Genomic DNA, 21,755 nt, shown 5'->3' with positions numbered 1-21,755 from the left:
TTTAAATCCCCTTACTTATGCTAGCCATCTCTTGGGCTACGCCGGTGACAATTGTAAGCTGGTGCTTACTTTTAGAGCCATATTCTATGGTTGTTGAAACTTGTACCATGTTGCATGAGATACCAGCAGTAAAACTAAAACGACGAGGGCATTCTAAATCGAGTACACCATTGTTTAAATTAATCATATTGCTTTTCATATCATCACGTTCGGCCATAACAATACCCTTGTCTGAAACTTCTTCAGGGGTCAAAAAGAACTGATTAGTAGCTCCTTTACTGACTTCGTCAGCAATTATTCGCTGCACTTCACCAATTAGTTGATTTTCTGCAACCTCGCGCTCTTGGGCTGCGTTGGTAATTTTAATATCAATACTACTACTGCTCATTAAAGTAACCGCAATTCCTATCACTGCTATGACCATAATTAATGCTGTAATAAGCACTACACCTTGCTGCCTATTTTGTAACATATTTAAATTTTCCATAGGTTTCCCCCAACGTTACTTAAACGAATAGTAGTGGTGAATACGGTGCGTCTGTAGTTATCATTAAATGTTAATTCTCGCTTACCTGAACCTTCTCCAAGTATATATTTTTGATTATTAATTTTAATTCCAGGGTCGGGTTGCAGTGTTCTTACCAATAAAAATAGTTGTAAGGTCAAAATTCCTTTACGATTTTCCCAATCAGTCGGTGTCATATCTGCGATACTTTTATAGGTATCGACTCGACTATCGTTAGTAGTATCGAGACCAAACATAAAGCGCATATTTTCAATACCTTCCATGATAGTTTCTGACGTCATACCGTTATTAACTAATCGCTTACGTTTTAATACAGGAACTGTTATTTTTTTATTATTTACTTCATATGTTTGCTCTGCAATATAATAGACATGATGGCTATAAGGCCATATTGTTGCATTACCATTTGTAGGGGTGTAATTACCAGTTACAAACATGGCATTCTCCTGCTCTGCAACAAAATAATTAACCTCATCTATAGTTTTATTAATGTTATTGGCAGCATTATACTGGGGATCACCCTGTAAAAATTTCAGTTGTAGAATATCTGTATCTTTAACTGCATCACTGATGCAATTTAGCTCATTGTTGCTTTTGGCTGTTTTTGCGTAAATGGAGCGAAAGTTACTGCTGCTCGTTAAATCAGGGAAACTACCATTATTTAATCCCTCACCACAATCTGGGGTCTCTGTGATAGCTGAATTAACAACAGTATTAGCTGTAGTGAATGAATCATCGTAATAAGTACCCCAAAACCCGACTTGCTCAATATCTCGTTGCATTATATTTATCGCTAATCGGCCCGACTCTTGCATCTCTCCTATAGCCATAGTGTCTTTAGTCGTTACTTTCATACCAATATAAGTAAACATAACACCACCAAGTATAAGCCCACCAATGAACAAGGAAATCATCACCTCTATAAGTGTAAAACCTGTTTGCTTCATGTTAACTCCTCACATAAATATAACTGGTAATTACCACTAAGCGACGCCTTTTATCAGCTGTACCACACGCAACACTCTCGGTATCTTTATTTGCGGAAAACTCTTGGCGCCCTTGCCACGTTACTATAACTTCTAAATTAAACCCTTTTCCTCCAGTGCCAGCGACTGCCTCAGGATTAATACATACTGTAGCACTGTCTAAAGAGCCGGTATTTTCTCGTGCGCGTATTGCTCGTTTCCATTGCTCTATATCGAGTAAGGCAATTTGTGCGGCACTACATGAGGAATTAAAACAAGTTGTCGATGAACTGGCTTTAGTTTCACTGCTAAAATTTTGTTTATAAAGTGTTGCTAACTGAGGTGTATCATTTGCTCGTATCCGTTGAATAATGTCATTACCTAAAGCAACTGCTGCTGCTCGTTGCATAGAGTCGAAGCTGGCTTGTTTTGCTTTTGCTTGTAGTGCGACCGCACCGAGTAGGCCAAAGCTTAGGATCACAAACGCGATTAATACCTCAACTAAGGTAAAGCCTCGTTGTGATGACGAATTGGTGACTCTCATAACACACCTAATATAAAACAATCTGACTATAAGCATATGCGAACACTGTGTATATACAACAATGCTAAGGATGAACGGTTATATTTGTTGATGAATGGTTAACTAGCTTTAGAGATGATCTTTAACGGTTTTATAAGCTCGTCGGCTTACCGGTAATAAGCAGCTACAGTCGCTTAGTGCAACCACATGGCTGCCATCACCCGCTTTTTTTAACGCAACTAAGCGCGATTTATTAATTAATATTTTACGATGGATGCGTAATAACTGGGTGGGATATTCTTGCTCAAGTTGCTTTAAGCTTTGATCAAGCAGTGCTTCGCCGTGAGTGAATATCAAACGCGTGTATTTATCTTCCGCTATCACATAACATACCTCTGCTAACGCCACACTTCTGGTCACGCCTGCAAGTTGATAACTGATCATTGCAGGTCGTTGCTTGTGCACATGCGCTCTCGTTAAACGCCCTAGCTGCTCTATGGTGTTTGCCAGATTTTGCTCTGTCACCGGTTTTACTAAATAACCCGCAGCACTGAGCTGTAATGCATCTAAAGCATGCTCAGGATGAGCGGTGACAAAAATAATCGCAGGTGGTACCGGCAGCTTATTCAATTGTGTCGCAACTTCTAAACCGCTCATCGCTGGCATATCAACATCCAGAAATACAATATCTGGGGCCTGCAACTTAACTTGTTGCAAAGCCTCATTACCACTACTTGCTTGAGCTACATGCTGATATTCAGGGTAGTGAGCAAGTAACCGCTGAAGACGCGCGCGCGCTAATGGCTCATCATCGACGATCAGCACCTTCATGCTTGCACCTGCACATCATCAATACTCAAAGGCAGCACTAATTTAACTCGAAATACATCACCACGGGTTGTTACCGTCAGCTTTGCACGACCTTGATAGTAAAGGTCTAACCGCTGACGAATATTATCCAGTGCCATACCATTTCCAGGGCGTTTTTGTTGCTGCGTCGAGATTGGATTTTCCACTAAAATAACTAATGAACGTTTACTAATATGCAACTCAACGTAAATTGTCGCACCAGTCAGCGCAGGCTCAACGCCATGACACACTGCATTTTCTAGTAATGGTTGCAGTGTTAAACATGGAATAGTGATAGCTGGTAACTGTTCAGGTAGTTGCCAATTAACTTGCAAGCGCTCTGCAAAGCGCCAGCTTTCTAACTTTATATATTGCTGAGTGAGTGTGATTTCATCGGCTAATGCGGTTTCTTTGCCAACCCGCATAGCGGCTTGTGATAATGCAGCAAGCGCTAAAATTGCTTGCTCTGCGGCTTGTGGATCATAATGAGTGAGTTCAGCGGCGGTATTGAGGCTGTTGTACAAAAAGTGCGGCCGAATACGTGCCTGTAAGGCATCTAATTCAGCGCGAGCTAGTGCGTTGGTTTGTTGTTCTTTTTCAAAATGGATGGTTAAGAATTGAATGAATAATGCGGTGACTAAAAACACCACTAGCAGGTTTCTTAAGATAAACTCATAGCTATTTTGTTGCACAAAATAATCACCAGCAAACTCAATTAACAAACCACTAAAAACAGCTGTTGTAAGTAGTAATGAGAGCATTAAGGCAGTCAATTGCAGTGCTTGTCTTAGCTGCTGGAGTTGTGTTCGCAGTAAGTAAAGCCAAGTTAGACTAGACAAAAATGTGAGATGTACAAACAAGCTGATCCCACCGAGGCGGATCCAAATATCATCCGCAGTTGCAGGAGCGAACGCAAGTATAGTGGCGATAACTTGCGCCACCACTAACGTAGCAAGTACGCCGCGTTCTTTAAACAGCGCCGCAAAAAGCAAAGTATTGGTTTGCACCGACTTGCTCATTGCGCGCTCCTTAAAAATGTCCTGTTAGTACGCTAAGGTTAGCGTAGCTCAACGGGTACGGCAAATACTATGTTTTCTTCTTCGCCTGGATTTTCAATTACCTGCTTACCGCCAAGTTCCTTAAGACGATTGATCACTTGTTGTACTAACACTTCTGGTGCCGATGCACCCGCCGTAACACCAACCGCTTTGGCATTGGTAAACCAGTTATCTTCTACATTGCTGGCATCATCAATTAAATAAGCCACAGTGCCCATTTTATCTGCCAGTTCACGTAAACGATTAGAGTTAGAGCTATTCTTTGCCCCGACTACCAATAACACATCAACTTTATCGGCTAAATCACGCACTGCATCTTGACGATTTTGGGTCGCGTAGCAAATATCATCTTTACGTGGCCCATCGATTGATGGAAACTTTACTCTCAGTGCATCAATTACATCTGCGGTGTCATCAACCGATAAAGTAGTTTGGCTGCAATAAAATAAATTATTAGGGTTTTTAACACTCAGTTTCATAACATCTTCAGGTGTTTCTACTAAGTAGATACCGCCGGCATCGTTATCATACTGACCCATAGTACCTTCAACTTCAGGATGACCATGGTGACCAATTAAAATACACTCAGTTCCCTTACGGCTAGCACGGGTCACTTCCATATGCACTTTAGTCACTAACGGGCACGTAGCATCAAATACTTTTAAATCTCGACGCTTAGCTTCACTGCGTACAGCTTGTGACACGCCATGGGCACTAAAAATAACAATGCTGTCGTCTGGCACTTGATCCAGCTCTTCAACAAATACCGCACCACGATTTTTTAAACCATCTACAACATAACGGTTATGTACTACTTCATGGCGCACATAAATTGGCTTTTCAAAGATATCTAAAGCACGCTCAACAATGCTGATAGCACGGTCAACGCCAGCACAAAATCCACGTGGGTTTGCAAGTAAAATATCCATTAGCCATTCACCTCTAAAATATCAACTTCAAAGGTTAAACGTTGGCCTGCCAGCGGATGATTAAAATCAATCGTTACAGACTCCCCTTGCACTTCACGTACAACACCCGGTAACTCAGTACCATCCGGTTGTGTAAAGGCAATGATAGAACCAACGGTAGCCGGTGTTTCAGGGCCAAATTTACTGCGGTCAACATAATATATGTTATCTGGGTTGGGTTGCCCAAACGCGTCTTCTGGCTCAAGCTCAAATGACTTACTGTCGCCTGGCGCTAAACCAAACAAACACTTTTCAAAGTTTGCCGTCAAGCTGCCATCGCCCATTGTTAATTTAGCAGGCTTATTATGTACTTTGGTTGAGTCAGCAGCAGAGCCATCCGATAGTTTAATTGAAAAATGAAAAATAACTTCTGACTTTTCACCGATTACAACTTGGCTCATGCTTTTTGCTCCTTAGGACTTTCGCCAGTAAAGGCATCAAATAATAATAATGCAGCACCAATACAAATGGCACTGTCAGCAATATTAAATGCAGGGAAGTTCCAGTTTTCGTAGTAGAAGTGCAAAAAGTCAACCACATAACCATAAGTCATACGGTCGTATAAATTACCCAGCGCTCCCGCAAGTACTAACGAATAAGCCCCACAAAGCACCTTGTTGGTCGCAGGTAAACGTTTTAACCACCAGATCAACAGCACACTAATTGATATTGCAATAATGCTTAAAAACCAACGTTGCCAACCACCCGCTTCACTTAAAAAACTAAAAGCGGCTCCGTAGTTGTGTACGTAAGTAAGATTAAAAAACGGTAAAATATCAATTGAATCACGTAAGTTCATGGTTTTAACAACCAGTGTTTTCGTAGCAAAGTCTACTACTAAAAGTAGTAGACTTAACCATAGCCACACTAAACCACTTTTTTGGGCTAGTTTGCTCACTTAATACTCCTATGCGAACTGACGCGTCTCGCCTTCGCCGTCAACATTGCTCACACAACGGCCACAAATTTCTTCATGAGCAGGGTTTGAACCTACATCATCACAGTAATGCCAACAACGTTCACACTTTTGTGCATCAGTTGCTGATACGGCAATATACAGACCTTCAATCTCAGTCGCTTGAGTGCCTTCAGGCTGTGCATCAACCGCTGTTACAGTGACTTTAGAAGTTAAGAACACAAAGCGTAATTCATCACCTAGCGCTGCCAATTTTGCAGCTAGCTCAGCATTAGCATAAAGAGCGACATTGGCTTGCAATGTTGCGCCTATCACGTCTTCTTTACGTGCACCTTCAAGGACGCGGTTTACTTCATCACGCACAGTAAGAATAGTTAACCAATCATCGTTACTAAACTGACCTTCGCTAACAGCTTTTAAGCCATCATACCAAACTGATGTGAATACATACTGGTCACGTTCACCTGGTAGTGCTTGCCAAATTTCTTGTGCTGTAAAGCTCATGATTGGCGCCATCCAACGCGTCATCGCTTCTGCAATATGATACAGCGCAGTTTGACACGAACGACGGGCATGACTATCACTTTTAGCTGTGTATTGACGGTCTTTGATCACGTCTAGGTAAAATGAACCTAACTCACCAGTACAGAAATTCATTAGCTTTTGCGTTACTTGCAGCATTTGATAGCTTTCGTAAGCTGCTAAAATTTCATCTTGTAACTGTGCTGCACGGCCAACAATCCAACGATCCAGTTCAACCATATCGTCGATAGCAACTTGGTCAGTTTTTGGATCAAAACCACTTAAGTTAGCTAATAAATAACGGCTAGTGTTACGAATACGACGGTAGCGATCCGCTGAACGGTTGAAAATTTCATCTGATACAGTCATTTCTGCTGTGTAATCAGTTGAAGCAACCCATAAACGCAAGATATCTGCGCCTAATTTATTCATCACATTTTGTGGCGAAATAACGTTACCTAACGATTTTGACATCTTACGGCCGTTTTCATCCACAGTGAAACCATGCGTTAGCACTTGACGATAAGGCGCATGGCCATTAATTGCCACTGAAGTCATCATTGATGACATAAACCAACCACGGTGTTGATCTGAACCTTCCAGGTATAAATCAGCTGGGCCAACTAAATCTTCACGGGCATCAACCACACACGCGTGTGTTACACCTGAGTCAAACCATACATCTAACGTATCTTGTACTTTCATGTATTGTTGAGCGTCAGCTTCACCAAGTAAAGTCGCAGGCTCTAAGTCGTACCATGCTTGAATACCTGATTTTTCGACCAGCTGCGCCGCTTTTTCAATCAATGCTTGTGTATCTGGGTGAAGAGCACCAGTGTCTTTATCAACAAATAAAGCAATTGGCACACCCCAAGTACGTTGACGCGAAATACACCAATCAGGGCGACCTTCAACCATGTTCGCAATGCGGCTTTCGCCCCACTCTGGTAACCACTGTGTGTTTTTAATTTCTTTTAATGAATCTTGACGCAAATTAGCTTGATCCATACTCACAAACCACTGCGGCGTAGCACGGAAGATAATTGGCGTTTTGTGACGCCAGCAATGCGGGTAGCTGTGCGTAAGGGCATGGTGATGCATTAGAGCATTACGCTCGATAAGCACTTCAACTACGCTAGCATTTGCTTTAAATACGTGTTGACCTGCAAAAAGCTCAGTGTCGGGTAAATACACACCATTTGCGCCAACAGGGTTAGCCACTTCTAAGCCATATTGTAGACCCGCCACGAAATCTTCTTGACCGTGTCCTGGTGCAGTATGCACGATACCTGTACCTGAGTCAGTGGTAACGTGATCAGCAACAATCACTGGCACATTAAAGTCATAAAACGGATGCGCTACTTGTAAATTCTCAAGTGCTGAACCGGTTACATACCCTAATACGTGGTAATGATTAAAACCATAACGATCCATGGCATCTTTAACCAGCTCTGAACCTAAGATTAAACGTTGTTGTGCGCCTTCATCATCCACTTGCACTAGTGCGTATTCTAAATCAGCATGTACAGCAACTGCGCGGTTAGCAGGCAGGGTCCAAGGTGTCGTAGTCCAGATCACAGTGCTAACGGTGCCTGTGCCTTGATGATCCGCTTTTAAATCAAATGCGCTTACCACCGCAGCTTGATCAACAAACTGAAAACGTACATCAATTGCTGGCGACTGTTTATCTTGATATTCAACTTCAGCTTCTGCTAATGCTGAGCCACAATCTGTACACCAATGCACAGGTTTTGCGCCTTTGTGTAAGTGGCCATTTTTGATAATACGGCCTAGTACACGAATTGCATTGGCTTCAAAATCAAAGTTCATGGTTAGATAAGGCTTATCCCAATCAGCAAAAACACCTAAACGTTTAAAATCAACTTTTTGACCTTCAACTTGTTTTTTCGCATAGGCACGGCATTTTTCACGAAACTCTGCCGCCGTAACTTTTACACCCGGCTTACCTACTTTTTTCTCTACCATTAATTCAATTGGTAGACCATGACAATCCCAGCCCGGTACGTACGGTGCATCAAAATCAGATAAAGTTTTTGATTTTACGATAATGTCTTTTAGAATTTTATTTACTGAATGGCCTAAATGGATATCGCCATTTGCATACGGAGGGCCGTCATGCAAAATAAAGGTCTTTTTACCTTTTTTAGCGTTGCGAATTTGACCATATAGGTCATCTTCATACCATGTTTTAAGCATTTTTGGCTCACGTTGTGCCAAATTGCCGCGCATTGGAAATTCTGTTTCCGGTAAATTCAAAGTATGCTTGTAGTCGCTCATTAATCCTAGTTTCCGTATCGGCTACCTAATTTAAACCAAAACACTGTTTAGCGGCAGCAACATCAGTTGCTATTTGTGCCGTCAATTGTGTTAATGTCTCGAATTTTTTCTCATCGCGAAGTTTTTTAATTAACTCCACGTGCATAAACTGTCCATAAATATCTTGCGCAAAGTCGAACAAATGAACTTCTAATAATGCGCGTGTTCCATTAAATGTGGGTTTGTTGCCAATATTTGCAACCCCATACACTGTTTTATCGTTTAACGTTACTTGCACAGCAAACACCCCATTTACTGGGCATACTTGCCGTTTTAATGCGATATTCGCAGTGCGAAAACCAAGTTCTCGGCCGCGCTTCCAGCCATGGATCACTCGCCCTGATATTGCATAATCATGACCGAGCATCGCTTTGGCGTGCACGAGTTGACCATCAGCAAGTGCTTGACGTATCAATGTGCTACTTACTCTAGCATTTAATTGTCGAAAACTCGCGGTGCTTTTTACATCCATCTGCGCCGCTTGGCCCATTTTAGTGAGGAGATTAAAATCCCCTTGGCGCCTTTTACCAAAGCGAAAATCATCACCTACTGTTAACGCTTTCACACCAAGTTTATTAACCAGTATTTCTGTTACAAACTGCTCTGCTTGCATATTGGCGAATTGTTGATTAAAACTAATGCAAATAACGCGGTCTATGCCCAATTTAGCTAATAAAAGTAGCTTGTCACGTAATCGCGTTAGTCGAGCTGGTGCATTGTCTTTAGCAAAAAACTCCTGCGGCTGCGGCTCAAATAACATTACCGTGCTGGGTAAGTTATATTTCTTAGCGTCATTGAGTAACCCATTGAGCACTGCCGTATGACCTAGATGCACACCATCAAAATTACCAATGGTCAACACACAGCCATAGTGCTGCGCACGAATATTGTGAATACCTCTAATTAACTCCATGCCACCTAATGCCTTAATGCGCGTTATGTACCGAGTAAAATTTCACTTGGGTTACAGAACCACCGATTATACCCAAACCACCTCAAGATGCGAGTTTCAGTTAATTTTTTTAGTCCAATTATGCAGTAATAACGTTTTTTATGGTATTTAGTCGCACACCGAGTAAAAACAATACAAAAAAGTACACAACGCCTGCCAACGCAAGTAAGCCTGAAAGCAATACAACTTGCTCACTAAAATGCCATTGACGCCATAAAAACTGCGTTGCAGCATACCAAACAACACCTCCCATGATTAAAGCAGCGGCAGCACATTTGCAAGTAAACAGTAAACTAAAATGCGAAAATTGATAAACCTGCTCTTTACTTAATTGACGATAAAGTAGGTACGCATTACAACTGGCTGACATCGACGTTGCAAGAGCTAGGCCTAAATAGCCAATAAACGGCGCCAACATAATGTTAAACACCATATTGAGCACTAAGGTAATAATACCAATACGCACTGGCGTTTTGGTATCTTGGCGAGCATAAAAGCCAGGCGCTAACACTTTGATCAGCATAAAGCTGACTAACCCTACCGAATAGGCCATAACCCCCAAACTAACAGCCTGTACATGGTCAATCTCACCGTCTTTAAATGCGCCATGATCAAATAATACTGAGATAATTAGTGGGCTGATGATCATTAAACCAACCATTGCAGGTAAGCCTAAAAAGATCACAAACCGCACCCCCCAATCTAAGGTGTGCTGAAAGTCACTATTCTTTTTGCTACTGTGTAATTTTGATAAGGCAGGCAAAATTACGGTCGCAATACCGATACCAAATAGACCCAGCGGGAACTCAATGAGTCGATCAGAATAATATAACCAAGCAATTGAGCCGGTCATCAACAACGACGCAATCACAGTATCTAATAGTAGATTAATTTGACTAATTGAGACCCCAAATAACGCAGGCAACATTAACTTACGCACTTTTTTGACATTGTCGTCCTGCCACGCCCAGCGCGGACGGCTCAGCATTTTTGCACGATACAAAAACGGCAATTGAAATAATAACTGCACTATACCGCCGACAAAGACACCGATAGCGAGTGCATAGGCACCCACTGAAAATTTATCATGTAAGAAAATGGCACAGGTTATAATCGAAATATTGAGTAAAACAGGTGTAAATGCAGCTACAGCAAAACGATTATAAACATTCATTACCGCACCACTGAGCGCAACGAGGCTTACAAAAAATAAATAAGGAAAAGTGAGCTTAAGTAAACTACTGGCTAAAACAAATTTTTCCCCCTCTGCGCCCCCTTGCCACCACTCAATAAACCAACCGGTTCCAAACAACGCAGCAATAACCGGCGATGCAATAACACCAAAGAGGGTAACAACCAGTAAGATAGTCCCTAAAGTGCCTGCTGCTTGAGCCACAAATAACCTGACTTTATCGTCGCCTTGCTGTTCTTTAATTTCCGACAACACAGGGACAAAGGCCTGTGCAAATGCACCTTCGGCAAATAAGCGACGTAAAAAATTGGGGATCCGATTAGCGAATAAAAAAACATCTGCGGCAGCACCTGCGCCGAGTAAGTTCGCAACCACAGCATCTCGTACTAAACCTAAAATACGCGATATCATTGTCATACAACTTACAATCATACCGGAACGAAATAATCCTTTAGCCACTTTAAACCTGCTTTAAAACCAACAATAAAGCCGATTATGCCACAGTCTTTTTTATAAATCGCTCTAAAGCACTAGGCTGAACTCACCGCCTTTGTTACAATAGCGTCATTAACTGCTAAAGCGGCAAATTGATGTTCGTTATAAAGGAGCAGTTTTTCTTGTTATGTCAAATTTTTATTGACATTCATGATTAAAAAAGGCATATTCCACGGCCTTTAAATTAAGCTTATTTTAAGATTGTTAGGAGCAAACCTTGGCTAACATCAAGTCTGCAAAAAAACGCGCTATCACTAGCGAAAAAAACCGTCAGCATAACGCAAGCCGTCGTTCAATGATGCGTACATACTTCAAAAAAGTAGTTGTTGCTATTGAAGCGGGCGACAAGGAAGCTGCACAGCAAGCTTTCGCAGTTGCTACACCTATTTTAGACCGTTATGCAACTAAAGGTCTAATTCACAAAAACAAAGCAGCTCGTCATAAGAGCCGTTTAGCAGCTAAGATCAAAGCGCTATAATTTGTTTTTGCTAGAATATAAAAAACCGGCCTAGGCCGGTTTTTTTATATCTGCTATTTACCTCATCACACGACTTCTAAATCTGGGTAAAACTTTTTCAACATAGCGGCAATTTTTTTAGGGGTGAACGGCTTTACAATAAACCCTTTAGCACCTTTTTCAATTGCATCTTTAACGTTTTCAACCGTTGAATGAGCCGATACCATCACCACGTTGGTTTCAGGGTTTATCTCATTGATCTGGGCAATAATCTCTTTACCGTCGCCGTCAGGCAATTCTATATCTAAAAAAATAATATTATAATCAGCCGCCTGACATGCACTGATGCATTGTGCAGCTGTTGATGCTTCATTAACTTTTTCAATGCCTAAGTGCATGAGTGTTTGATTAAGAAAGCTACGCACTGTTCCCACATCATCCACTATTAAAATTGAAAGCTGCGTATTCATAGTTAATCCCCGTAGGTTATGAACTAGGTTTAAGTTATTATGTATATAATTTAATAATCTCATTATAGAGAGCTCTGCTTAAAAGGCCAGATTTGCTTTATGTCGAACAAAATAAAAAAACAATCCTTGTTAGGAAAAACCCCACAACGAAAAAAACCAGTGGCATCAACTAACAAGCGCAAAGCCACCAGCCAAACTCGCGCAGCTCCCCAGCCAACGTCGAGTGCTGTTAGTCCTGAGTTACCGGTAACCAAAAAAAGCCGTACCGGGCTTATCGCTGCCATTGTCGTTGTTTGCACTATTTTAATTATTCCTAAACCGCAATTATTAACCTATGAAAAACTAGGCCTAGTTACACAAAGTGTGTATTGGCCCGGAGTATTTGGTTACGGTGCAATGCTATTTGATTCAAATTTACAACCAAATGCCGATTTAGCACGTAATAGCCTGTATTTATGCCAAAACAATAAACAACCTGAGACCTGTCACAAATATCGAGTAACTGAACAAGCTGGCTTTTTTTCAGCTTTAAATAAATTAATTTTGGATTAAAAAAACTAATCTGAAAATATAAAATTACTTGCTTGAAAGGTGCGCAATTTATCACCATAATGGCGCTCCTTTTTTCAACACATGAACACTGATACAACCATGCTAAACGAGCTAGATTGGCTTTTAAATTTTATACTGTTAGCCCTAGGATTAGGGGCGTTTTTTATCAATCAATTAACAATATTGCGTGTAGCGGCGATCAGCGCCTGCGTACTACTGTTTTTATCATTTAGCTTGGATTTAATGTCATCGAGTGTTATTTCAAACATGAGTTTAGTGTTGATCAACACCTTTTACCTGTTCAAAGTTTATACTTTTGGCCAGTTAAATGTGCCGCAGAATTAATATCTCTCCCAAGATAATTTTATATACCCTACTGAGTTTTACTCAGTAGGGTATTTTTTTGCGCAGGAAGAACTTGGGCAAAAATGAACTAAGTTATACCAACAAATGGCTACAGGAAATTGATTGCGTGTTAGCTTTTCATAGCGCAATGAGACACCATGGAGGAAGTGGCGCAACGTATGTATTGATAAAGAAAAGTGATGAGAAAAAGAGTGAAAACCGGGAGCGTCACAGTAAACGCTGACCCGGTGTAAATAATGAGCGCTGAGTAAAGCTTATTATTGTGTTTACTCTTGTATAACCTCGGCTTGCTCATTCGCACCAGCTTGGTTAAACCATGCGGACACGCCCATTAAAATAATAGAGATCACAATAATACTGAGTTTTACACCACCCTGTTGCTGTTTCATAATAAACCTTATTGTTATTTTTATTATAAAGATACCTACCTAGGTTAACCAAAATAACATATGTTAACAACATGTATTCATCAATTATTAATAACCTTTTGTTCTATCAACCTTATTAATTAGTTTATTGCCTGTTTGCAAGCGCTGTACATTTTCAGCAATTTGCTGCGTCACACTGTCAACATCAGAGAGTGCTGCGCAATGCGGGGTGATAGTAATTGCTGGGTGGTGCCAAAATGGGTGTTCGGCTGCTAAAGGCTCATCCTCGAAGACATCCAACGTTGCTGCACGAATAACCTGATTGTCTAATGCCCACAGTAAGTCCTCTTCGACGACATGCTGCCCACGGGCTACATTTATTACCACCGCGTGTGGCGGTAATTGTGCTAATAAATCACGATTAATAAATCCTTTGGTTTGTGCTGTAAGTGGCAATAAACACACTAAATAATCAGCTCGCGGTAGCGCTTTCGCCAAGTCACTGCGTTGATGAATACTATTTACCCCAGCAATATCTTTAGGGCTTTGCGAAAAGGCAGTGACGCTAAAATTATTAGCAACTAAGCGTTGAACGCAACGTTGCCCCAACTCACCAAAACCAAGCATAGCCACATGTTGATGTTTAAAAGCGCGCTTAGGCTGCCACAACTGGTTTTGCTGTTTAATAAAGTACTCTTTAAGCCTGAGTTTGTGCGCTAAAGTATGAGTAAGTACATATTCGGCCATATCTTCAGCTAAGTTATCATCCACTATCCGTGTTACAGCAACGCTATCAGGGATTAAATTCATATCGATGCTATCAACGCCTGCGCCAAAAGAAGAGACAGCTTTTAGGTTTGGCAGCTGCGGCCACATCTGTGCTGGCGCAAGCCAAGCAATCACAAACTCAACATCGGTTAAGTTTTCACAATCAGGCCATTGTGAAATAGTTATATCCGGTAATTTAGCTGCGAGTGCTGCAATAATTTTACTGCAATCTCGCCCACTTATAGCCACAAGAACATGCATGTTGATACTTTCATCGTTGTTAATTTTGAACAGTATAACCTTAATCAATACTGTTTATCTAACTAGAAAACAATGTGTTGCCGCGACTATTTAAACAGTCACACAACTGCAACCTAACTGTCATAGCAAGCTTTTATGCTGAACACAGATTGAACGCTAGATGACGATGAGGTAATTATGATCAGTGTTGATAAAGTAATCGCAGCAAACCTACCACAGTTAGAAAATTCCCCTAAAGTAAAAGGGTTAGTGAAAAAGGGCTTAGGTTATTTACTTCATGAGCAAGAATTTGTTGCCTTTGGTGATGCATACCCACATTTACAAGGAATAGAATTTGTTGAGCAAGTACTTGATGAACTCGATTTTGATACACGTTATAAACCAAAACAAATCGAGCATATTCCAAGTGAAGGTAAGTTAGTTATTGTTGCTAACCACCCTATTGGCTCTTTAGATGCACTGGCATTAATTAAAGTATTATCAAGTGTACGTAAAGATTTAAAAGTCGTCGCAAATCGCATGCTGATGTCAGTCACACCAATGCATTCATTATTATTACCCGTGGATAATTTATCTGGTACGAGCAAGAAGCAGGAGTTGACCAATATTCATCAACACCTAAGGGATGAAGGAGCACTTTTAATTTTCCCTGCGGGGGAAGTATCACGACTAAGCCCAACAGGTATTAAAGACTGTAAATGGAACAGTGGCTTCTTACGGATCGCCAAAAAAGCGAATTGCCCTATTCTGCCGATTTTTATTAAAGCCAAAAATAGCCCACTATTTTATGGTACCTCGATGATTTACAAGCCGTTAGCGAGTTTATTACTGGTTAAAGAAATGTTTAAGCAACGACAAAAGTCATTAGAGTTTGAAATTGGCGCGTCTATTCCGCCAGAATCTTATTTAATAGAAAACCTAAAAGACAAAGAGGTGGTAAACCTTATCCGTAAGCAGCTGTATATGCTTACTTCAAAAAAAACCTTACCACTGAAAACTCAAACCCCTATTGCCACGCCTGAATGTCGCAAAGAACTTAAAAAAGCCATAGAGCAATGCGAACGTTTAGGGAGTACCCAAGATGGCATGCAAATATACCTTTATCAATATCAAGGCAGCTCACCGATTTTTAGAGAGCTTGGCCGATTGCGAGAGATTTCGTTTCGTACCGTTGGTGAAGGCAGTGGTAAGCGTCGTGATATTGATAAGTACGATATGGATTATCAGCACTTGGTTTTATGGGATGGCTCACAACTTGAGCTGGTTGGCGCGTACAGACTAGCCTGCGCGCAAGCTATTATTGATAAACACGGCCGCAAAGGTCTATATACTGACAGCTTATTTGCCTACAGTGATGAAATGACCCCCTATTTCAAGGCGGGTATCGAGCTTGGCCGCAGCTTTGTGCAACCTAAATATTGGGGGCGTAAAAGCCTTGAATATTTATGGTATGGCATCGGCGCATTTATTCAAAACTATCCACAATATCGCTATTTATACGGTGCGGTGAGTGTTTCAAACGCCCTGCCAGAGCAAGCTAAAGCGCTGCTAGTACATTACTATCAACATTATTATGGTACTGCGCAAAAACTCGCCACCCCTAACAATGAGTTTAAACTGACTGAGCAGCAGTTTAAACAATGCCAAAACCTATTTTGTGGTGATGATGTTAAAGAAGACTTTGTTGAGTTGAAGCATATTCTTGCCAATATGGGCGCACAAGTGCCTACTCTATTTAAACAATACACCGAACTATGTGAGTCTGGCGGCGTACAGTTTTTAAGTTTTAGTGTTGATCCAGATTTCAACAACTGCATTGATGGCTTAGTACTTGTTGATCTTGAAAAAGTAAAAGAAGGCAAAGCAAAAAGATACTTAGGCAAAGAATCAATTTAGCTTCATAGCAGTACGCTTAACCCCTAGGTTAATAAAGTTTTGCCTGCATCAAATAGGCATCCGTACCATAGCTGCTACTGATACTTTGCTCTACATACTCAAAGCCTTGTCGCTGCCAAAATCCCACCGAGTTTTGTAAAGCCACAAGTCTGATCTGCTGGTATGCCGATAATAAAGCATGCTGATGCAAATGTTGGTACATCAATGTCGCTACTCCACGACCTAATGCACTTTTAGATACAGCTAGATCATGAAGAAATAAAGTACTACCTGTCGTCTCTCTTGGTAATGGCTGAAATAATTTTGGCGGCGCGTCACTATGCCAAGCATGTGCTAACAAATAGCCAACAATGCTTTCGTCTTGCTGGTAAACAAAACAGCTTTCGGGCGAGTTATACCATTTACTTTTCAGCACAGCTAAACTTTCAGGCTCAACACTTAAGTATGCCTGTGCTTGAATTTTTAACACTGCAGACCAAGTTTGATCATTGATCAATTTTATTGTCATTTTTACATCCAACCTTTCTAAGCTATAAGGTTGGTTTAATTACAAAGCCTTTTTCAATACCGGCTTGAAACCCGACTGACTCGTATAAAGCGTGTGCTGCTGTTAGTTTTTCGCCTGATAACAGCATAACCTTGCAGCAATTTTGTTGCCATGCTGTACTAATTGCAAATTCTAATACTTGGCGACTCAAACCTTGTCTACGAAATTTTTTTGCCGTAATTACATGCTCTATCATTGCAAATGGTCTTGCGCTATTGGCGATGCTTTTATTGATAGTCAAAGTACATGTTGAAGCAAGCTCGCCCGCTATATCTGCAACGATCAAAAAGGTTTGAGGGTCTTCGATCATCGCCTGCCATGCTTGTTTGGCAAGATTACTGTCTAACTCTGGATCTGCTGGGCGCAGCTCTTTATATAATTTTAAAACTGCCGTTAAATCATCTTTCTTAGCCATTCTTATCATTAATTTATTATTCCTTAAATAGACCAAACTAATCACGAAATGGAGTACCTAAAATATACTTTAATGCATAAAAATACCACTGAGAAACTATTTTTCTAGCAAAAAATATGGTTACCTGAATAAGAAGCAAACCACATTAATTCACCTCTCAACTAAAATGAATATTTGCTCTAATAAGCGCGTATAGATCTGCTCTATTTTAAGTAAATCATTAATTGCTACATGTTCATTTACTTGATGAATAGTATGGTTTCTCACACCGCATTCAATGACTTGCGTGTATTGGTTAGCAAAAAAACGCCCATCAGAAGTTCCGCCACTGGTACTTAATAACGGGTAACTCCCGGTTATATCAAAAACCGCTTGCTCTACTTTTGCTAATAAACAATTATGTGTTTGATGACTGGTATAATAGGATTCACAAGGACGCTGCCACTGAATATCTATATTGTGCTGTAAATCAGCGAGCGAAAGTTGAATTTCATTTTTTATATCACTGCTTTTGTAACCATGGCTATACCGGATGTTAAATGTCATTTCACACCATGCTGGCACCATATTATCAACCACATTTGCAACATTAATTCCAGTGACTTGCACACTGGTTTTAGAGCCGGGCTCATCACGTAGCCAGTTAATCGTAGTTAAGCGCTTTACTACATCGGCACTTAGGTGAGCTGCATTTAAGGTGTTTTCAGGGTATGCAACATGACCAGCCTTACCTTTAATTGTTAACTGCGCTGAAAGCGCCCCACGACGGCCATTTTTGATCGTATCACCCACCTGCAAGTGACTGGTTGGTTCACCCACAATACAACCCGCTAATTGCACACCTTGTTGTGCTAAACGCTCAGCAATAAGCAGTGAACCATATTCGGCTTCACCTTCCTCATCTGAGGTGATCAACCAATAAAAAGTACCTTGCTTATTCGCCGTATGGCTTACTAAAGCGCGACTTGCTGATAACATAGCTGCAACGCCTCCTTTCATATCAGCGCTACCGCGACCATATATAGCACCGTCAATGATCTCCCCAGAGAATGGCTCTACTCGCCACGGCCCACCAGAGGCTGGCACAACATCTATATGACCTGAAAAAGCATAGTTAGGCCCATCACCAAAGCTAATTTTGGCAATGAGATTAGTCACTTTATTAAAGGTAAATTGCTCACAATCAAAACCTAGTGCATTTAACTGCGCACTAAGCCAATCGATTGCGCCTGCTTGCTGAGGCGTCACAGATTTGAACTTGATCAGCGTTTGTAAATCGTCAACCACAGCATTACTTTGGGTTGCTCGCTGGAGAATGTGAGGTTGGGCTGCAAAGGTCATAATAAACACACCAATTAAAATAAAGTGTACTCATTACAACCTGAGATTATGACCGCTTTATGAAAACGCGGATTAGTGTGCACCTTCTTCGATAAATGCTTCTTGGGTGACTTGAGCGATGTCTTTATCGTCTTTAGTGAGCTTTGTTTGCTGCCAACGGCCACGCACAAACCACAAGTATGACACCACAGCAACGAGCACATTGGTTACTGCAAACGAGTACCAAATCCCTTGATCGCCAAGTGCCGTGTGTTTTGACAAAATATACGCCGCAGGGAATTGCACCACACATTGAGAAAACAATGCCAATAACATTGCATTAAGCATATTCCCCGATGCTCTAAATGCAGCAACGACACATAACTGCACCCCAATACCACCCCAAGTTAAGCACATAACCCGAATAAACTCGGCTCCTTTACTGATCACAGCTTGATCATCAGGAATAAAAAATGCCACTAAGTGAGGCGCAAATAGATAAGCAAGTACACCAATAAAAGATAGGCCACATAAGCCCCACAGCACTGCCAGTTTAGTAATTTGTTCAGCTCTGTGTGGATTGCCAGCCCCCATGTTTTGCCCAACTAAGGTAGATACTGCCATAGACAACCCCATTGCGGGGATCATCACCATCTGCAAAATATTAGAGCCAACACCATAGGAGGCAATGGTCTGAGTGCCAAAACTGGCCACCAAGAACGACATAATAATAAGCCCAAATGCACGCGCAGAGAGCTCAACAGAGCCTGGCGCGCCTAAATAAAATGCCTGTTTTATATAACTGTAATCAGGGACGAAACTTGATAGCTTAAGCTTAATACCATGACGACCACGTAAAAATATAATAATCCCAGCAATGGCCGCTAAGCTTTGTGTCACTAAGGTGGCTAATGCCGCTCCCATTACGCCTAAGCCTTCAAAACTGCCATAGCCAAAAATAAATAGCGGATCGAGTACAAAATTCAACAGCACGGTCACTGTCACTATGATCAAGGGCACTTTTGTTTGCCCAATCCCGCGCATTAAGGCCTGAAACATGGCATAAATAAATACAAACACCACACCTGCAAACGACACATGCATGAATTTTAAAGCATCGCTATAAACCGCATCCTCAACACCGAGCAAGTGCAAAAAGTAAGGTGATAATAAATAGCCAATTACCCCTAATATAATCGCTGTCACCGTCACCATCAGTACGGTTTGCGCGGCAACATGATTCACTTTATCTTGCTGGCCTGCGCCCATATATTGCGCGGATAAAATAGCGCCAGCCATCGCAAGTCCAGAGCCTATTGCGATCACTAAAAAAGTCACCGGCATACTGACAGACACAGCCGCCACTTGCGCTGCGCCTAAGCGGCCAACCCAAAAAGCATCGGTTAATTGATAAGCTGATTGCAAGATATTGATGAGAATAATAGGAACGGCAAGTTTTAACAGTGCTTTGCTGATAGACCCAGATAAAAAAAGGTGGTTAGTATCGTTCATTTTATGCCCTTGTATTGAACCACAAGTATACCTTATTTCTATGACCTCTTGATGAATTGCGCAAAAAAAAGAGTCCCATGTCAATAAGTTTCAGTGCTCAAACAAGCAAAGCTTAATCTACATCAAATAAACGCAACAGCACTAAATGCAGGGTGATAAAGCTTGATCTAGAACAGCTTTTTATTTTTCGATTAATTGATAATAGCGTCAATTCAAAAAATAGAGTTCTCGGAGAACAGCATGAAAAAACAACTTAGCGCAGCGTTACTCACTTCACTTTTAATAGCCTCTCCTTTTGCTAGTGCAAACTTTAGCGTTAATGTAGGTGCTATTAGTGTTGACCCAGACAACAGTAGCTCAGCAATAAATGAAGCGCCTACTCTTGGCTTAAAAGGCGGTGCGGATACCCAACTAGGTGTCACCATCGACTATGCTTTTAATGACAAGTGGGTACTTGAGCTAGTTACAGCCACACCTTTTGACCACAACGTAAATGGTACCGGCGGTTTAGCAGGCAATAAAATTGCAGATATTAAACAATTACCACCGACATTGTTTGCCCAGTATCACTTCTTTGATAACAGCTATGCGTTTCGCCCGTTTGTTGGTGTAGGCATTAACTACACGGTGTTTTTTGATGAGCAACCAACGGATGCACTCAAAGCAACATTAGGCACTGATAACGTAGAAGTTAAATTAGACAATTCTTTTGGCTTTGCAGCACAAGCGGGCTTTAACTATATGATGAATGAAAACTGGGGCTTACATGCCATGGTATCAGTTATCGATATCGAAACTGATGCAACTGTTTACGCAGATGGCGCACAAGCTTTAACGTCAACAGTGAAAATTGACCCTGTTGTTGCAATGTTAGGGGTAAAATACGCTTTTTAATTAGCCACTAAAAAAGGCCTAACGGCCTTTTTATATTATTAGCTGGGAAGGTTTGTTATTTTTTTCTGCTCTAACATTTCTTTCCAGTGCATTATCTCTGCTGGTAAAATCGGCGCAACACCATCAAAGTTAACCGCCTCTAACATTTCTTCGACACTGACCACACCACGCTTACGTTTAAATACGCCTCTTACATACGCAATCGCATGTAAACCACGCGCAGAGTGAAATTTTTGCTCAATATAAAAATACTTATGATCCCAACCAACTAAGCGAGTGCTGATAGTGTAACGCTGCATGGGCTTAATATCTCGGATATAGGTAATGGCAGTGGCATTCACAATAGGAAACCAACGCTTTTTCATGATGGTATTAAGCAGCCCAACGCGCTCAGTCATCCATGTACGCGCTAAATCCATCATCGCTAAGTAACGTGAATTGGTCAGGTGCAAATTAATATCACAATCACTAGGCAGTGCTTTGTATTCTATGTCTACTGTCTCTAACAATGATTGGTAATCACGGTTACGTTTGATTTTAAAAAACAATAATAAAAGGCGAAAATATAAGTTCACAATAAAGGTCTTACCAGTTAACAATTGACCAAGTGTAGCATAGCGTATTGC

Annotated in this window: 24 protein-coding genes and 1 pseudogene; 6 read left to right on the top strand and 19 right to left on the bottom strand. The window is 41.1% G+C overall.

Annotation, left to right across the window (positions count from 1 at the left end; translation table 11 throughout):
• Position 1 precedes the first annotated feature (1 nt).
• The 11 genes from NDQ71_RS17335 to murJ all read right to left on the bottom strand — a co-directional run bounded on the left by NDQ71_RS17335 (position 2) and on the right by murJ (position 11,267).
• Complete coding sequence (locus NDQ71_RS17335; RefSeq protein ID WP_301561931.1) at positions 2-487, bottom strand: pilus assembly protein PilX; 486 nt, start codon at positions 485-487, stop codon at positions 2-4.
• Positions 475-1,473 carry a PilW family protein gene (locus tag NDQ71_RS17330; RefSeq protein WP_192540416.1) on the bottom strand — a complete coding sequence of 333 codons (999 nt, stop codon included), beginning with the start codon at positions 1,471-1,473 and terminating at the stop codon, positions 475-477. Before NDQ71_RS17330 ends, NDQ71_RS17335 begins: the two co-directional genes overlap by 13 nt.
• 1 nt (position 1,474) lies before the next feature.
• Positions 1,475-2,035, bottom strand: coding sequence for a type IV pilus modification protein PilV (pilV, locus tag NDQ71_RS17325; protein ID WP_192540417.1), 561 nt, complete (start codon positions 2,033-2,035; stop codon positions 1,475-1,477).
• A gap of 108 nt (positions 2,036-2,143) precedes the next feature.
• Entirely contained in the window at positions 2,144-2,845 is a 702-nt protein-coding gene (locus tag NDQ71_RS17320; RefSeq protein ID WP_192540419.1) for a LytTR family DNA-binding domain-containing protein, read from the bottom strand.
• Positions 2,842-3,882 carry a sensor histidine kinase gene (locus tag NDQ71_RS17315; RefSeq protein WP_192540421.1) on the bottom strand — a complete coding sequence of 347 codons (1,041 nt, stop codon included), beginning with the start codon at positions 3,880-3,882 and terminating at the stop codon, positions 2,842-2,844. The genes NDQ71_RS17320 and NDQ71_RS17315 overlap by 4 nt, the downstream gene beginning before the upstream one ends.
• Positions 3,883-3,920: 38 nt before the next feature.
• Positions 3,921-4,850, bottom strand: a complete 930-nt coding sequence (gene ispH / locus NDQ71_RS17310; protein ID WP_064665840.1) for a 4-hydroxy-3-methylbut-2-enyl diphosphate reductase — start codon at positions 4,848-4,850, stop codon at positions 3,921-3,923.
• Complete coding sequence (gene fkpB / locus NDQ71_RS17305; RefSeq protein WP_064665839.1) at positions 4,850-5,290, bottom strand: FKBP-type peptidyl-prolyl cis-trans isomerase; 441 nt, start codon at positions 5,288-5,290, stop codon at positions 4,850-4,852. Before fkpB ends, ispH begins: the two co-directional genes overlap by 1 nt.
• Entirely contained in the window at positions 5,287-5,787 is a 501-nt protein-coding gene (gene lspA, locus NDQ71_RS17300; RefSeq protein ID WP_064665838.1) for a signal peptidase II, read from the bottom strand. The genes fkpB and lspA overlap by 4 nt, the downstream gene beginning before the upstream one ends.
• A 9-nt stretch (positions 5,788-5,796) precedes the next feature.
• A complete protein-coding gene (gene ileS / locus NDQ71_RS17295; protein ID WP_192540425.1) occupies positions 5,797-8,625 on the bottom strand; it encodes an isoleucine--tRNA ligase in 2,829 nt (942 codons plus the stop codon).
• A gap of 25 nt (positions 8,626-8,650) precedes the next feature.
• The gene (gene ribF, locus NDQ71_RS17290; RefSeq protein WP_192540427.1) at positions 8,651-9,577 is read right to left on the bottom strand and encodes a bifunctional riboflavin kinase/FAD synthetase; all 927 of its coding nucleotides are present in this window, start codon (positions 9,575-9,577) and stop codon (positions 8,651-8,653) included.
• Between the two features lie 118 nt (positions 9,578-9,695).
• Complete coding sequence (gene murJ / locus NDQ71_RS17285) at positions 9,696-11,267, bottom strand: murein biosynthesis integral membrane protein MurJ (RefSeq protein WP_264373503.1); 1,572 nt, start codon at positions 11,265-11,267, stop codon at positions 9,696-9,698.
• Positions 11,268-11,520: 253 nt separating this feature from the next.
• On the opposite strand from murJ, the gene rpsT reads away from it, so the two are divergent.
• Positions 11,521-11,781, top strand: a complete 261-nt coding sequence (rpsT, locus tag NDQ71_RS17280) for a 30S ribosomal protein S20 (protein ID WP_016708897.1) — start codon at positions 11,521-11,523, stop codon at positions 11,779-11,781.
• Positions 11,782-11,846: 65 nt separating this feature from the next.
• Here rpsT and NDQ71_RS17275 read toward each other — a convergent pair whose 3' ends face one another.
• Positions 11,847-12,230 (bottom strand): response regulator, encoded by a 384-nt coding sequence (locus NDQ71_RS17275; RefSeq protein WP_192540429.1) that lies wholly within the window; start codon positions 12,228-12,230, stop codon positions 11,847-11,849.
• Positions 12,231-12,329: 99 nt separating this feature from the next.
• On the opposite strand from NDQ71_RS17275, the gene NDQ71_RS17270 reads away from it, so the two are divergent.
• From NDQ71_RS17270 to NDQ71_RS17260, 3 genes and pseudogenes are all read left to right on the top strand, one after another.
• Entirely contained in the window at positions 12,330-12,782 is a 453-nt protein-coding gene (locus NDQ71_RS17270) for a hypothetical protein (RefSeq protein ID WP_192540431.1), read from the top strand.
• 99 nt (positions 12,783-12,881) lie between these two features.
• Positions 12,882-13,127, top strand: coding sequence for a hypothetical protein (locus NDQ71_RS17265; protein WP_064665936.1), 246 nt, complete (start codon positions 12,882-12,884; stop codon positions 13,125-13,127).
• A 91-nt stretch (positions 13,128-13,218) separates the two neighbouring features.
• Positions 13,219-13,371 (top strand): annotated as a pseudogene (locus NDQ71_RS17260) (Smr/MutS family protein); the annotation flags it as partial.
• Between the two features lie 43 nt (positions 13,372-13,414).
• Here NDQ71_RS17260 and NDQ71_RS17255 read toward each other — a convergent pair.
• The gene (locus tag NDQ71_RS17255; RefSeq protein WP_283711015.1) at positions 13,415-13,537 is read right to left on the bottom strand and encodes a hypothetical protein; all 123 of its coding nucleotides are present in this window, start codon (positions 13,535-13,537) and stop codon (positions 13,415-13,417) included.
• An 87-nt stretch (positions 13,538-13,624) separates the two neighbouring features.
• On the bottom strand, positions 13,625-14,545 hold the full coding sequence (locus NDQ71_RS17250; protein ID WP_192540433.1) for a glyoxylate/hydroxypyruvate reductase A: 921 nt from the start codon (positions 14,543-14,545) through the stop codon (positions 13,625-13,627).
• 177 nt (positions 14,546-14,722) lie between these two features.
• Here NDQ71_RS17250 and NDQ71_RS17245 point away from each other — a divergent pair, with 177 nt between their 5' ends.
• Entirely contained in the window at positions 14,723-16,441 is a 1,719-nt protein-coding gene (locus tag NDQ71_RS17245) for a lysophospholipid acyltransferase family protein (protein ID WP_064665831.1), read from the top strand.
• A gap of 28 nt (positions 16,442-16,469) precedes the next feature.
• On the opposite strand, the gene NDQ71_RS17240 is transcribed toward NDQ71_RS17245, so the two are convergent.
• The 4 genes from NDQ71_RS17240 to NDQ71_RS17225 form a co-directional block, all read right to left on the bottom strand.
• A complete protein-coding gene (locus NDQ71_RS17240; protein ID WP_064665830.1) occupies positions 16,470-16,949 on the bottom strand; it encodes a GNAT family N-acetyltransferase in 480 nt (159 codons plus the stop codon).
• A gap of 22 nt (positions 16,950-16,971) precedes the next feature.
• A complete protein-coding gene (locus NDQ71_RS17235; protein WP_225736448.1) occupies positions 16,972-17,403 on the bottom strand; it encodes a GNAT family N-acetyltransferase in 432 nt (143 codons plus the stop codon).
• Between the two features lie 150 nt (positions 17,404-17,553).
• Positions 17,554-18,744: a succinyl-diaminopimelate desuccinylase gene (gene dapE, locus NDQ71_RS17230; RefSeq protein WP_192540437.1), complete on the bottom strand. Its 1,191-nt coding sequence runs from the start codon at positions 18,742-18,744 to the stop codon at positions 17,554-17,556.
• 72 nt (positions 18,745-18,816) lie between these two features.
• Positions 18,817-20,235, bottom strand: coding sequence for an MATE family efflux transporter (locus NDQ71_RS17225; protein WP_192540439.1), 1,419 nt, complete (start codon positions 20,233-20,235; stop codon positions 18,817-18,819).
• A 240-nt stretch (positions 20,236-20,475) separates the two neighbouring features.
• Here NDQ71_RS17225 and NDQ71_RS17220 point away from each other — a divergent pair, with 240 nt between their 5' ends.
• On the top strand, positions 20,476-21,129 hold the full coding sequence (locus NDQ71_RS17220) for an OmpW family protein (protein WP_064665826.1): 654 nt from the start codon (positions 20,476-20,478) through the stop codon (positions 21,127-21,129).
• A 38-nt stretch (positions 21,130-21,167) separates the two neighbouring features.
• On the opposite strand, the gene NDQ71_RS17215 is transcribed toward NDQ71_RS17220, so the two are convergent.
• Positions 21,168-21,704: a thioesterase family protein gene (locus NDQ71_RS17215; protein WP_192540441.1), complete on the bottom strand. Its 537-nt coding sequence runs from the start codon at positions 21,702-21,704 to the stop codon at positions 21,168-21,170.
• Positions 21,705-21,755 lie beyond the last annotated feature (51 nt).

Origin of the sequence: Pseudoalteromonas sp. KG3, from assembly GCF_030436385.1 — a bacterium.
GTDB lineage: Bacteria > Pseudomonadota > Gammaproteobacteria > Enterobacterales > Alteromonadaceae > Pseudoalteromonas > Pseudoalteromonas prydzensis.
The sequence above is the reverse complement of the archived record's forward strand: the minus strand, read 5'-3'. Positions and strand labels throughout refer to the sequence as shown.